9 protein-coding genes and 1 tRNA gene are annotated in these 13,176 nt (G+C 68.0%); 5 read left to right on the top strand and 5 right to left on the bottom strand.

Annotated elements, in window-relative coordinates; genetic code table 11:
* Positions 1–18: 18 nt before the first annotated feature.
* The 4 genes from clpX to GT347_RS23460 all read right to left on the bottom strand — a co-directional run bounded on the left by clpX (position 19) and on the right by GT347_RS23460 (position 3,571).
* Positions 19–1,284, bottom strand: coding sequence for an ATP-dependent Clp protease ATP-binding subunit ClpX (gene clpX / locus GT347_RS23475; protein WP_160554492.1), 1,266 nt, complete (start codon positions 1,282–1,284; stop codon positions 19–21).
* Between the two features lie 97 nt (positions 1,285–1,381).
* Positions 1,382–1,990 (bottom strand): ATP-dependent Clp endopeptidase proteolytic subunit ClpP, encoded by a 609-nt coding sequence (clpP, locus tag GT347_RS23470; protein WP_160554491.1) that lies wholly within the window; start codon positions 1,988–1,990, stop codon positions 1,382–1,384.
* Between the two features lie 119 nt (positions 1,991–2,109).
* Positions 2,110–3,432: a trigger factor gene (gene tig / locus GT347_RS23465; protein ID WP_160554490.1), complete on the bottom strand. Its 1,323-nt coding sequence runs from the start codon at positions 3,430–3,432 to the stop codon at positions 2,110–2,112.
* A gap of 53 nt (positions 3,433–3,485) precedes the next feature.
* A tRNA-Leu gene (locus GT347_RS23460) sits at positions 3,486–3,571 on the bottom strand.
* A gap of 158 nt (positions 3,572–3,729) precedes the next feature.
* Between GT347_RS23460 and hpnC the strand changes: the two genes are divergently transcribed.
* From hpnC to GT347_RS23435, 5 genes are all read left to right on the top strand, one after another.
* On the top strand, positions 3,730–4,611 hold the full coding sequence (hpnC, locus tag GT347_RS23455) for a squalene synthase HpnC (RefSeq protein WP_229722448.1): 882 nt from the start codon (positions 3,730–3,732) through the stop codon (positions 4,609–4,611).
* Positions 4,608–5,447 carry a presqualene diphosphate synthase HpnD gene (hpnD, locus tag GT347_RS23450; RefSeq protein WP_160554488.1) on the top strand — a complete coding sequence of 280 codons (840 nt, stop codon included), beginning with the start codon at positions 4,608–4,610 and terminating at the stop codon, positions 5,445–5,447. Before hpnC ends, hpnD begins: the two co-directional genes overlap by 4 nt.
* Before the next feature lie 8 nt (positions 5,448–5,455).
* The gene (gene hpnE / locus GT347_RS23445) at positions 5,456–6,706 is read left to right on the top strand and encodes a hydroxysqualene dehydroxylase HpnE (RefSeq protein ID WP_229722446.1); all 1,251 of its coding nucleotides are present in this window, start codon (positions 5,456–5,458) and stop codon (positions 6,704–6,706) included.
* Between the two features lie 110 nt (positions 6,707–6,816).
* A complete protein-coding gene (locus GT347_RS23440; RefSeq protein ID WP_160554487.1) occupies positions 6,817–8,544 on the top strand; it encodes a hypothetical protein in 1,728 nt (575 codons plus the stop codon).
* A 162-nt stretch (positions 8,545–8,706) separates the two neighbouring features.
* Positions 8,707–10,497 carry a hypothetical protein gene (locus GT347_RS23435; protein ID WP_160554486.1) on the top strand — a complete coding sequence of 597 codons (1,791 nt, stop codon included), beginning with the start codon at positions 8,707–8,709 and terminating at the stop codon, positions 10,495–10,497.
* 84 nt (positions 10,498–10,581) lie between these two features.
* On the opposite strand, the gene acnB is transcribed toward GT347_RS23435, so the two are convergent.
* Positions 10,582–13,170, bottom strand: a complete 2,589-nt coding sequence (gene acnB, locus GT347_RS23430) for a bifunctional aconitate hydratase 2/2-methylisocitrate dehydratase (RefSeq protein ID WP_160554485.1) — start codon at positions 13,168–13,170, stop codon at positions 10,582–10,584.
* Positions 13,171–13,176: the final 6 nt, after the last annotated feature.

Raw genomic sequence — 13,176 nt, 5'->3', positions numbered from 1 at the left:
ACATGCGCGCCCTGCGGGTCAGGCCTTCTTGGCGGCTTCGCGATAGAGCAGCAAGGGAGGCTTGTTCTCATCGATCGTGCTCTCGTCGATCACCACCTTGTCGACATTGGTGGCGTTGGGCAGGTCGAACATGGTGTCGATCAATGCGTGCTCGAGGATGGAGCGCAGGCCGCGCGCACCCGTCTTGCGGGCCAGCGCCTTCTTGGCGATGGCCTTGAGGGCGGCGGGACGGATCTCCAGGTCCACGCCTTCCATGTGCAGCAGCCGTGCATATTGCTTGACCAGCGCGTTCTTGGGCTCGGTCAGGATCTGCACCAGCGCGTCTTCCGACAGCTCGGTCAGCGTGGTCACCACCGGCATGCGGCCGACCAGCTCGGGGATGATGCCGAACTTGATCAGGTCTTCCGGCTCGATCGCATCGAAGACTTCGGTCAGCGTGCGCTGCTGCTTACCGCGCACGGTGGCGCCGAAGCCGATGCCCGAAGCGTCGGTACGCGATTCGATCACCTTCTCCAGGCCCGCGAAGGCGCCGCCGCAGATGAACAGGATGTTGGTCGTGTCGACCTGCAGGAAGTCCTGGTTCGGATGCTTGCGTCCGCCCTGCGGCGGAATGCTGGCCATCGTGCCTTCGATGAGCTTGAGCAGCGCCTGCTGCACGCCCTCGCCCGACACGTCGCGGGTGATCGACGGGTTGTCGGACTTGCGCGAGATCTTGTCGATTTCGTCGATGTAGACGATGCCGCGCTGGGCGCGTTCGACTTCGTAGTTGCAGCTCTGCAGCAGCTTCTGGACGATGTTCTCCACGTCCTCGCCGACATAGCCGGCTTCGGTCAGCGTGGTGGCATCGGCCATGACGAAGGGCACGTCGAGCATGCGGGCCAGGGTCTGGGCCAGCAGGGTCTTGCCGGAGCCGGTGGGGCCGATCAGCAGGATGTTGCTCTTGGCCAGCTCGACATCGTCCTTCTTGGACTTTTCCTTGTGGCGCAGGCGCTTGTAATGGTTGTAGACCGCCACGGCGAGCGTGCGCTTGGCGATGTCCTGGCCGATCACATAGTTGTCGAGATTGTTCTTGATCTCGGCGGGCGTGGGCAGGTCGCTGCGCGGCTCTTTGGTGGCCGTGCCTTCCGGGAGCTCGTCCCGGATGATCTCGTTGCACAGGTCAATGCACTCGTCGCAGATGAAAACCGACGGTCCGGCAATCAACTTCTTGACCTCATGCTGGCTCTTTCCGCAGAAGGAGCAGTACAGGGTCTTTTCGCTGGAAGAGCCTTTTTTCTCGGCCATGGGAGTGGGTGCCTCAGGAGGTGGAACTGACATGATAGCGAAATAAAAAACGGCGTTTCCCGGAGGGAAAACGCCGCTTTCGCCCGGCAGGAGCGGGTCAGGCCCGCTTGCTGATCACCTGGTCGACCAGGCCGTAATTCTTCGCTTCGTCGGCTTCGAGGAAATAGTCGCGCTCGGTGTCGCGTTCGATCTTCTCGAGCGGCTGGCCGGTGCGCTCGGCCAGGATGCGGTTCAGTTGCGCACGGGTCTTCAGGATGTCGCGGGCGTGGATCTCGATGTCCGTCGCCTGGCCCTGCATGCCGCCGAGCGGCTGGTGGATCATGACCTTGGAGTTGGGCAGCGCGAAACGCTTGCCCTTGGCGCCGGCGGCCAGCAGGAAGGCGCCCATGCTGGCGGCCATGCCGGTGCACAGGGTGGAGACGTCCGGCTTGATGAAGTTCATCGTGTCGAAGATCGCCATGCCGGCGCTCACCGAGCCGCCGGGCGAGTTGATGTAGAACGAGATGTCCTTGTCGGGGTTCTCGCTCTCCAGGAAGAGCAGTTGGGCGACCACCAGGTTGGCGGTCTGGTCGTTGACGGGGCCGACCAGGAAGATCACGCGCTCCTTGAGCAGGCGCGAGTAGATGTCGTAGGAACGCTCGCCGCGGCCTGATTGCTCGACCACGATGGGCACCATGCCGAGGCCTTGGGTTTCGAGTGCACTCATGTTTTTCTCCAGGAAAGTACGACGGACTGTAGCGAAAAAAGAAATGGGGCCTGCGCCGCAAAGCACAAGCCCCACATGGGACGGGCGTACTAGAAAGCCCACGCCATCCCGGGCCGGTCTCAGCCTTGCTGGCCTTGCTGCGCCATCAGTTCGTCGAAGGAAACCGCCTTCTCCGTGACCTGCGCCTTGGACAGCACGAAGTCGGTCACGTTGTTCTCGATCACCATGGCTTCGACTTCGCCCAGGCGCTGGCGGTCGCTCTGGTACCAACGGACCACATCGGCCGGCTTCTCGTAGCTGGAGGCCAGCTCGTCGATATGGGCCTTGATCTGTTCGGGCTTGGCTTCCAGGCCGTTGGCACGCACCAGCTCGGCGACCACCAGGCCGGCGCGCACGCGCTTCTCGGCCTGCGGGCGGAACATCTCTTCGGGGATGGGCGCCTTGTCGGCATCCTTCACGCCGCGGTTCTTCAGCTCGGCGCGGGCGTTCTCCACCATGCGGCCGAGTTCGGCCTGGATGGCGGCGCGCGGCAGGTCGAGTTCGGCCTTTTCGATCACGGCGTCGAGCGCAGCCTGCTTGTTGCGGGACTGCACGCGGAACTTCACTTCCCGCTCAAGGTTCTTGCGGATGTCGGCGCGCAGGCCTTCCACGGTCGCATCGGTGATGCCCAGGGACTTGGCGAACAGTTCGTTGACTTCGGGCAGGTTGGCTTGCTCGATCTTCTTGACGGTGACCAGGAAGTCGGCCTGCTTGCCGGCCACGTCCTTGCCGTGGTAGTCCTCGGGGAAGGCCAGCGGGAAGGTCTTGCTTTCGCCGACCTTCATGCCGCGGACCGCGTCTTCGAATTCCTTCAGCATCTGGCCTTCGCCGACGGTGTACTGGAAGTCTTCGGCCTTGCCGCCCTGGAAGGTCTCGCCGTCGATCTTGCCTTCGAAGTCGACGGTGACGCGGTCGCCGTCGATGGCGGCCTGGTCGGCGGGGCGCTGGGAGAAGGTCTGGCGCTGCTTGCGCAGGATGTCGAGCGTGCGGTCGATGGCGGGCTCGTCGACTTCGGCGTTCAGCTTCTCGACGGCCAGGCCGGTCAGTTCACCGAGCTTGACTTCGGGGTAGACCTCGAAGACGGCGTCGAAAGCCAGTTCGCCCTCGGGCGCGCCGTCCTTCTCGGTGATGGTCGGCTGGCCGGCGATGCGCAGGTTGGCTTCGTTGGCGGCGGCCGAGAAGGCCTGGCCGACCTTGTCGTTCATCACGTCGTACTGCACCGAGTAGCCGTAGCGCTGCTGCACCACGCTCATCGGCACCTTGCCGGGACGGAAGCCGTCCATCTTCACGGTCCGGGCCAGGCGCTTCAGGCGCACATCGACTTCGGACTGGATGACCGAGACGGGCAGGGTCAGCGTGATCTTGCGTTCGAGCTTTTCGAGGGTTTCAACGTTCACGGCCATGGGAGCTCTCTTTTCGTGCTTGAGGTCTTAGCGACTTGGCTAACAGTCTGGAGTGGTGCGCGGGGGGGACTCGAACCCCCACACCATTGCTGGCGTCAGGACCTAAACCTGGTGCGTCTACCAATTTCGCCACCCGCGCGCCCGTAAATCTCACAGCAGCCCGCTCGATCTTTCGATGCTGACAGGCGCTGCGGCAAATTGGACAACCAGCGATTTTAGCCTGCGCGCAGGGACGGTTTCTCGCAACGCATGCAATGCGCGTGGACAATGCCCCGCGTGACACCCTCCCCCACCCGCATGACGGCGCCTCCGGACGTGCATGCGCACTACGAAAACTTCCCCGTCGCCTCCTGGCTTTGCCCGCCGCGGCTGCGGCCCGCGATCGCCGCGATCTACGGTTTCGCGCGTACCGCGGACGACATCGCCGACGAGGGCGATGCAACAGCCGACGAGCGCCTGGCCCAGTTGGCCGCGTTCCGCGCCGAACTGCGCGCGGTGGCCGCCGGCGCGCCGCCGTCGCCGCGCTGGCCCGGAATCTTCGGCCCGCTCGCGGTGCAGTTGCACGCCTGGCGCCTGCCGTTGCAGCTGCTCGAAGACCTGCTCGATGCCTTCGAGCAGGACATCCGCATGACCCGCGACCAGGCCCGCTACCCCGACCGCACCGCCCTGCTCGACTACTGCCGCCGCTCGGCCAACCCGGTCGGCCGGCTGCTGCTGCATCTCTACGGCATCGACGACGCAGCCTCGCTGGCGCGCAGCGACGCCATCTGCACCGGCCTGCAGCTGGCCAACTTCTGGCAGGACCCGTCGGTGGACATCCCGCGCGGCCGCCACTACTTCACCGACGCCGACCTGCAGCGCTTCGGCATCGCCCGCGCCGAACTGGCCACAGGCCGCGACACCGCCGCCACCCGCGCCCTCGTCGCCGACAACGTCGCCTGGGCCCGCGCCTGCCTGAACGAAGGCGCACCGCTCGCGCTGCGCATCCCCGGCCGCGCCGGCTGGGAACTGCGGCTGGTGGTGCAGGGCGGCCAACGCATCCTCGACCGCATCGCCGCGCTCGACCACGGCACGCTGAGCCGCCGTCCGAAGCTGGGCGCGAGCGACCTGCCCGTCATGCTCTGGAGGGCCTTGCGGATGAAGCCGGCCGCCAATGGGACAATCCGCGCCGACACATGAACCCAGAAGACTACGTCCAGCAGAAAGCCGCCGCCTCGGGCAGCAGCTTCTATTACGCTTTTCTCTTCCTGCCGCGCGACCGGCGGGCCGCCATCACCGCCTTCTATGCCTTCTGCCGCGAGGTGGACGACGTGGTCGACGAGATGGTCGACCCCGGCGTGGCCGCCACCAAGCTCGCCTGGTGGCTGGGCGAGATCGCCAGCGCCTTCGCCGGCCAGCCCAACCATCCGGTGATGAAGGCGCTGATGCCGCATGTGCCGGTCTACGGCATCGAGGCCCGGCACCTGCATGCCGTGGTGCAGGGCTGCCAGATGGACCTGGAGCAGACGCGCTACCTCGACTATCCCAACCTGCAGCGCTACTGCCACCTGGTGGCGGGCGTGGTGGGCGAGGTGGCGGCGCGCATCTTCGGCCAGACCAGCGAGGCCACCACCGAATACGCCCACCGCCTGGGCCTGGCCTTCCAGCTGACCAACATCATCCGCGACGTGGGCGAGGACGCCCTGCGCGGCCGCATCTACCTGCCGGTCAACGAGCTGCAGCAGTTCGATGTGAAGGCGCACGAGATCCTGAGCCGCACCCACTCCGACCGCTTCGTCGCCCTGATGAAGTTCCAGGCCGCGCGGGCGCGCAGCCTCTACGCCGAGGCCTTCGCCCTGCTGCCGGCCCAGGACCAGCGCACCCAGAAGCCCGGCCTGATGATGGCCAGCATCTACCGCACCCTGCTCGACGAGATCGAGCGCGACGATTTCCAGGTGCTGCACCAGCGCATCAGCCTGACCCCGCTGCGCAAGTTCTGGCTGGCCTGGAAGGTGCAGGCGCTAGGCCGGGTCTGAGCCCCCGCGTGAAACGCGTCGCCGTGATCGGCGCCGGCTGGGCCGGCATCGCCTGCGCGGTGGAAGCCGTGCGGCGTGGCGCGCGGGTCACCCTGTTCGAAGCCGGCCGCCAGGCCGGCGGCCGCGCGCGCGCCGTGGACGGGCCGGGCATGGTGCTGGACAACGGCCAGCACATCCTCATCGGCGCCTACACCGCCACCCTCGAGCTGATGCGCGGCGTGGGCGCCGACCCCGACGCACTGCTGCTGCGCCAGCCCCTGTCGCTGCGATTCGCCGATGGCGGCGGCATCGCCCTGCCGCGCGGCCCGGCCATGGCCGCACTGCTGGCGGGCATGCTGCGAGCCCGCGGCTGGACCTGGCGCGACAAGGCCGCGCTGCTGCGCACGGCGGCCGGCTGGCGCTTGCGCGGTTTTCGCTGCGACGGGCATTTGACGGTCGCGGCGCTCTGCCGGGGTCTGCCGCCGCGGGTGCGGGAAGAACTGATCGATCCGCTGTGTGTATCGGCGCTCAACACGCCGTCCGAGCAGGCCGGCGCGGAGGTTTTCCTGCGCGTCTTGCGCGACGCCCTGTTCTCGGTGCCGGGCGGCAGCGACCTGCTGCTGCCCCGCGCCGACCTCGGTGCATTGCTGCCCGAACCCGCCCTGCGCTGGCTGCGTGCCCACCGCTGCGAACTGCGGCTGGGCTGCAGGGTGCAGACGCTGCAATCGACACCGGACGGCTGGATGGTGGACGGCGAGGCGTTCGAGCGTGTGGTCATCGCCTGTCCGCCGGGCGAAGCGGCACGCCTGGCCGACGCAGCGGCGCCCGCATGGAGCCGGCAAGCCAGGCAGCTCCGTTTCGAGCCGATCGCGACCGTGTATGCCCAGGCGGCACAAGGTCTGCCCCGCCCCATGCTCGCCCTGCGCAGCGGCGGCGATGAAACGCCGGCCCAGTTCGTCTTCGACCGCGGCCGGCTCGGCGGCCCGAGCGGCCTGCTCGCCTTCGTGGCCAGCGCATGGCATGGCGAGCGCGAACAGCTGGAGTCCGGCGTCGTCCGCCAGGCCCGCGAACAGCTCGGACTGGCGCTGCAGCCGCTATCGACCATCGTCGAAAAACGCGCCACCTTCGCCTGCACGCCGGGCCTGGTGCGTCCGCCGCTCGACCTGGCGCCGAAGCTGCTGGCCTGCGGAGACTACATCGACGGCCCCTACCCGGCCACGCTGGAAGGCGCCGTGCTGAGCGGCCTGGACGCGGCCCGCAAGGCGACCCAGCCTTTCTGAGCGGCCGCAGCCGGGGCAGCCGTGCAGCAGCACCGGACGGATTCGGCTGGCGCGACAGGGGTGCGTGTCCGGCGCGCAGGCTCGCGGCGATCGGACAGCCAATCGTCGGCATGGACAAAAGCACCACACTGACCGCGTCCTGCATCCCCGCGGGCGCCCCACGTACCGGACCGCCTCCTGCCGGCCGCCGCCTCGTCGTCAGCACCCTGCCCGACGCCCCCAATCTGGCGACCCTGCCCTCCGAAATCCTGTGGGACATCGCCGTACGCATCGAAAAAGCCTCCATCGCCGGCGAACCCGGCATCCAGGCCTTCGCCTGCTCCGGATTGGCAGCCCTCGAACCGGCGATCAAGGCATCCCGACTGAAGCAACAGCTGGGCGAAGCCACGGCCGACGATCTTCCCGAGTTGGTGGCGGACATCGGCTCGATCGTCATGCACAGCAACCTGCCGGCCTGGGAATTCCAGGGCAACTGCTGGCGGGCGCTCTGGCTGGTCGCCGGGCAGTTGCACGGCCGCGGCAGCCTGTCGGCCCCGCAGGCTTCGGCGCTGCTGCTCGCCGTGGTGGAGGAGATGACACCACCCGGGCCGTCCGCATCCGGGTCCTCCGCACCCGAAGGCTGGCCGCTCGCCCCCTGGCTGGCACACCGGGAACGCCAGCTGGTCGCCGCACTGGACCTGGCCTGTTCCATCACCGCCCAGGCGCTGCCGACGCCGACCGTCTGCGCCCTCCTGCTGGCCGCGCTGACGGGGCAAGCATCGCCCTCGCCCGAGCTGGTCTGCCATGCCACCGCACTCCTGGGAACACAAAGGCATCCGCCGGCCGACCAGGAAGAGGCAAGGTCCATCGACAGGCGCAGGCTGCACGCTTTCGAGGCCTGCTTCCCCACGGCACTGCGCCAGGGCGCCCGCCTGTACCTCCAACTGCAGCGCGACAGCCAGCGCATCCAGCGGCACGATGTGCATTACCAGTTGCCATCGCTGCCGCAGCAGCGGATCTGGTTGCGCGTCATCATGGAGACGCCCGTCGGTTTCCGCGGTCTGCTGCTCGAACTGGCACAACGCCTGTGCCTGCTCGAAGATCTGGCGCCGGACAGCCTGGCCGTCCTGGTCGACAGCCTGCGCCAGGCTCCCACGCACCAGATCGGCAAAGGCCTGGCATATCTCGCGACCCGGCGGCTGCATCCTGAATCGATCGACACCCTGTGCGAGCTTGCCCTGCGCAGCCGCTCGGCGCTCAACGTGGCGCGGGTGATCCACAAGCTGGGCGAGCAGGCGGCCAACCGGCGCCCCCTGCACCCGGTGGTGGCGAGGCTGCTGCGGATGTCGCCGGCGGGCTCCGGCGACTATATGCAGGTCCGGGTGCTGCTGATCGATGCAGTCCTGCGCCGGCCCGCCGATTTCCCGCCGGGGCTGATCGCTTCGATCAAGGAGGAAGCATGCAGCTGCCTGCCCCGGGGTGGCGCCATGGTCCTGACGCGGGCGGCCATGCCATCGCGCGACGACCGTGGCGAGATCGACCTGGCGGCGATGCACCCCGTGCTCGAACTCATGGACCGCGACGGGCTGCCCCTGCAAGACGCCTACTCCTGCCTGCAGCGGATGCTGGCCCTGCTGGAACACGGCCTTGTCGACGCGTTCCTGGAACAGGTTCCGCCACGCCTGAAAAGGCTGGCGCCGACGCAGGGCCAGCCGCAGACCCTGCTCGATATCTGGGGCTTGCGCCTGGGCCCCCTCTACCAGCAGCGTTACGGCCTGACGGACGAGGACGTCGGGAAACTGGCGGCCGCATGGATCGAGGTTTCCCGGCAGGTCCGGCAGGACGCCAGCGTCCATTGAAAAATTCAGCTCTTATCCACCATGTACCCGTCCTACGAACCCACCACCGCAAGGGCGCGTTCGCGCTCCCCGCTGCTTCGCCTGCTGACAAGCTCCAGGGCGGGCAGATCCAGTCCAGCCGGCCCCACGCGCCTGGAGGATGTGCCTACGGAGGTCCAGCTCATGGTGGCGGACCTCCTGGCGCTTCAAGGCAAACCCTCCGCCACCGACACGGTCGCGGGCCTGTACTGCCCCGGGCACCCCAGCCTGGAAGCCTACGGTCCGGCCGCGGCGGCGGAACGCCTCAAGCACGCGATGGCGGGCGCCGACGCCGATGCGCTGGCGACCCTGGTGCTGCAGATCGGCACCTTGCCCAACGGCGGCAACCTCGGCGGCTGGCGCTACCAGCCCGGCTGCTGGCAGGTCTTCTGGAGCGCCGCACAAGAGCTGCTGCAAGCGCGGGCGCTGAACACCCGCCAGGCCTGCGCGCTCATCGATGCGGCGCTGCGGGCAAGTGCACATCGGCCGGCCGAAGGCTGGCCCGGCACGAGCTGGCCCTGGCACGCCGTGCGCCAGCTGGAAGGCGCCTTGCGGTTCGCCTGCCAGTGCCTGTCGCAGCAGACGCCGCTGGAAGACCCGACCCTGCAGGCGCTGGTCTCGGCCGCCGGTCAGGCGGCTTTGCAGACACCGGCCTTGCAGCACGAAACCGCCCGGCTGCTGGGCCTGCTGTCCGCGGCGCGCACCAACTACCAGGACACCTCGGCCCTGCGCCTGCCGCCCTTCGTGCTGCAGCTGCTGGAGAACGTCGCCCCGCAGCACCGACCCGCGGTGCGCTTCCACTGCTGGCTGATGCAGGTCCTGACCCACCAGCGGGAGAGCCGGACGCTGCGGCGGCCGCACCAGCACGAGCATGCCGCATGGGTGGATCGTGTGGTCCAGGCAGCGCCCGCCTATCGCGGACTGATGGTGGAAAACCTCGGCTACCTCATGCTCTTGCTCGACGCGCATCCCGACCAGGTGGGCCGCCTGGTCGCGGCCATCGAGCAGACCCCCGGAAGATGCCTGGGGCGCAGCCTGCACCACCTCTCGCAGATGATCATGCCATCCACCGCCACGACGCAGCTCATCCGCAAGGCCACGCGATGCCTGCCGCCGCTGGCTGCCGCGTCGGTCGTGAAGTGGACCAGCAGGCTCAGCCACGCTTCCTGCGATGCCGATGCGGCAGCCACGGCCTGCCTTGAAATCATGCGCGCCGCGCCACCCGGCTCAGCCGACTACGGCAATAGCCGCCAGCACCTGGTCACCGCGGCCCAGTGCCTCCTGCTCGGCCACACCTCGCAGGCACAGCGGATGCTGGCGGCCATCGGCAGGGAGGCCGCGGCCTGCGTGTCAACGGACGGCGGCTGCGTTCTCGCGCAGATCGCCGTCCCGTCGCTCCGAGACCGTGCGCCCGTGCAATGGCGCCTGGTCGAAGGGCTCTGCCGTCGCATGGAAGCGCGCACGCTCCCCGACCGAGACATCCAGCGCTGTCTTTTGCACATGAGCCCCTTGCTGGAGCAACCCAGGGGTGCGGAGTTCTATCTCAGGTCCGTCGCCCCGCTGCTGCGCCGGGTGGCGCCCGACGACGGCCATCTGGCCGCGCTTCTCGGCACCTGGGCCGGCCGCACACGCCAATGGCGCGGACAGGACAGGGGCACCGGTTCGCACCACTGCGCCGAGCACATCGATACGGTCCTGGCATTGAGCCGCGAACTGCTGCGGCCCGGACCGCGGCTGCATGTCCTGGAGAGCCTGGACGTGGACTTCGAGCTCGCCGAATGGTTTCCTGCCTGCCACCGGGCTCTATGTTCGGCGCTGGAAGAGACCACAAGCGCCTTGCAGAGTGCAGGGCCGACCACTGCCGCGGAGCCTGCTGGCCCCGGCCCGCGCGGGCCGGTCCTGGTGCTGGACGGGGTCGATCTTTCACGCCTGTGAAACGGCGCCGCCGGCCATGAAAAAAGCCCCGCAGGCACCGGCCTGCAGGGCTTTGTCTTCAAGGCCCCGCAAGGGGCCGCGAACTCAGGCCGGAACCTTGGCGGCCGCCTCGGTGAACGACTCGATCTTGTCGAAGTTCAGGTACTGGTAGATCTTGCTGCTGGACGCATCCAGCACGCCCACGCCTTCCATGTACTCGGCCTTGGTCGGGATGCGGCCCAGGCGCGAGCAGATCGCGGCCAGCTCGGCCGAACCCAGGTAGACGAAGGTGTTCTTGCCCAGGCGGTTGGGGAAGTTGCGGGTGCTGGTCGACATCACCGTCGCGCCCTCGCGCACCTGTGCCTGGTTGCCCATGCACAGCGAGCAGCCCGGCATTTCGGTGCGCGCGCCGGCCGAGCCGAAGACACCGTAATGGCCCTCCTCGGTCAGCTGGGCGGCATCCATCTTGGTCGGCGGTGCGATCCACAGCTTGACCGGCATGTCGCGCTTGCCTTCGAGCAGCTTCGAGGCCGCGCGGAAGTGGCCAATATTGGTCATGCAGGAGCCGATGAAGACTTCGTCGATGGTGGCGCCGGCCACTTCCGACAGGGTCTTCACGTCGTCCGGATCGTTCGGGCAGGCCACGATGGGTTCGTGGATGTCGGCCAGGTCGATCTCGATCACGGCGGCGTAGTCCGCATCCGCATCCCCTTCGAGCAGCTGCGGGTTCTTCAGCCAGGCTTCCTGGGCGGCGATGCGGCGGCCCAGGGTGCGGGCGTCGGCATAGCCTTCGGAGATCATCCAGCGCATCAGGGTGATGTTGCTGTTGATGTACTCGATCATCGGCTCCTTGTTGAGCTTGACCGTGCAGCCGGCGGCCGAGCGTTCGGCGGAAGCGTCCGACAGCTCGAAGGCCTGTTCCACCTTCAGGTTCGGCAGGCCTTCGATCTCCAGGATGCGGCCGGAGAAGATGTTCTTCTTGCCCTTCTTGTCCACCGTCAGCAGGCCGGCCTTGATGGCGTAGAGCGGAATCGCGTTGACCAGGTCACGCAGGGTGACGCCGGGCATCATCTTCTCGCCCTTGAAGCGCACCAGCACCGATTCGGGCATGTCCAGCGGCATCACGCCGGTGGCGGCGGCGAAGGCCACCAGGCCGGAGCCGGCCGGGAAGGAGATGCCGATCGGGAAACGCGTGTGGCTGTCGCCGCCGGTGCCGACGGTGTCGGGCAGCAGGAAGCGGTTGAGCCAGCTGTGGATCACGCCGTCGCCGGGCTTGAGCGAGATGCCGCCGCGGGTGCTGATGAACTCGGGCAGCTCGTGGTGGGTCTTGACGTCCACCGGCTTCGGATAGGCCGCGGTGTGGCAGAAGGACTGCATAACCAGGTCGGCCGAGAAGCCCAGGCAGGCCAGGTCCTTCAGCTCGTCGCGGGTCATGGGGCCGGTGGTGTCCTGCGAGCCGACCGAGGTCATGCGCGGTTCGCAGTAGGTGCCCGGGCGCACGCCCTTGCCTTCGGGCAGGCCGCAGGCGCGGCCGACCATCTTCTGCGCCAGGGTGTAGCCCTTGCCGGTATCGACCGGGTCCTGCGGCAGGCGGAACAGCGTGGAGGCGGGCAGGCCCAGGGCCTCGCGCGCCTTGGCGGTCAGGCCGCGGCCGACGATCAGCGGAATGCGGCCGCCGGCGCGCACTTCGTCGAACAGCACGTCGCTCTTGACGGTGAACTCGGCGATGACCTGGCCGTCCTTCAGAGCCTTGCCTTCGTAGGGGCGCAGCTCGACGGTGTCGCCCATGTTCATCTGGCTCACGTCCAGTTCGATCGGCAGCGCGCCGGCGTCTTCCATGGTGTTGTAGAAGATCGGGGCGATCTTGTTGCCCAGGCACACGCCGCCGAAACGCTTGTTCGGCACGAAGGGGATGTCCTCGCCGGTGAACCACAGCACCGAGTTGGTGGCGGACTTGCGGGAAGAGCCGGTGCCGACCACGTCGCCGACGTAGGCCACCAGGTTGCCGCGGGCGCGCAGGTCCTCGATGAACTTGATCGGGCCGCGCTTGCCGTCTTCCTCGGGCTCGATGCCGTCGCGCTTGTTCTTGAGCATCGCCAGGGCGTGCAGCGGGATGTCCGGGCGGCTCCAGGCGTCGGGCGCGGGCGACAGGTCGTCGGTGTTGGTCTCGCCGGTGACCTTGAAGACCGACAGGGTGATGCTCTCGGGCACTTCCGGACGGCTGGTGAACCATTCGGCATCGGCCCAGCTCTGGATCACGGACTTGGCGTTGGCGTTGCCCGCGTCGGCCTTTTCCTTGACGTCGTGGAACTGGTCGAACATCAGCAGCGTCTTCTTGAGCGCATCGGCGGCAGCGCCGCCGACTTCCGCGTCGTCCAGCAGCTGGATCAGCGGGCTGATGTTGTAGCCGCCGAGCATGGTGCCCAGCAGTTCGGTGGCCTTGGCGCGGCTGATCAGCGGGCTCTTCTCGGTGCCCAGGGCGACGGCCGCGAGGTAGCTGGCCTTGACCTTGGCGGCGTCGTCGACGCCGGCGGGAACGCGGTGCGTGATCAGGTTGAGCAGGAAGTCGGCCGAGCCGGCGGGCGGGGTCTTCAGCAGCTCGATCAGTTCGGCGGTCTGCTTGGCCGTCAGCGGCAGCGGCGGGATGCCGAGCGCGGCGCGCTCGGCGACATGTTCAACGTAGGCTTGCAACATCGTCGT

Origin of the sequence: Xylophilus rhododendri (assembly GCF_009906855.1) — a bacterium.
GTDB lineage: Bacteria > Pseudomonadota > Gammaproteobacteria > Burkholderiales > Burkholderiaceae_C > Xylophilus > Xylophilus rhododendri.
The sequence above is the reverse complement of the archived record's forward strand: the minus strand, read 5'-3'. Positions and strand labels throughout refer to the sequence as shown.

Excerpts from the sequence above, each read along its gene's own strand:
- clpX (WP_160554492.1), bottom strand. The coding sequence starts at position 1,284 with ATGGCCGAGAAAAAAGGCTCTTCCAGCGAAAAGACCCTGTACTGCTCC.
- clpP (WP_160554491.1), bottom strand. The coding sequence starts at position 1,990 with ATGAGTGCACTCGAAACCCAAGGCCTCGGCATGGTGCCCATCGTGGTC.
- GT347_RS23435 (WP_160554486.1), top strand. The coding sequence starts at position 8,707 with ATGGTGGCGGACCTCCTGGCGCTTCAAGGCAAACCCTCCGCCACCGAC.
- tig (WP_160554490.1), bottom strand. The coding sequence starts at position 3,432 with ATGGCCGTGAACGTTGAAACCCTCGAAAAGCTCGAACGCAAGATCACG.
- GT347_RS23440 (WP_160554487.1), top strand. The coding sequence starts at position 6,817 with ATGGACAAAAGCACCACACTGACCGCGTCCTGCATCCCCGCGGGCGCC.
- hpnC (WP_229722448.1), top strand. The coding sequence starts at position 3,730 with ATGACGGCGCCTCCGGACGTGCATGCGCACTACGAAAACTTCCCCGTC.
- acnB (WP_160554485.1), bottom strand. The coding sequence starts at position 13,170 with ATGTTGCAAGCCTACGTTGAACATGTCGCCGAGCGCGCCGCGCTCGGC.
- hpnD (WP_160554488.1), top strand. The coding sequence starts at position 4,608 with ATGAACCCAGAAGACTACGTCCAGCAGAAAGCCGCCGCCTCGGGCAGC.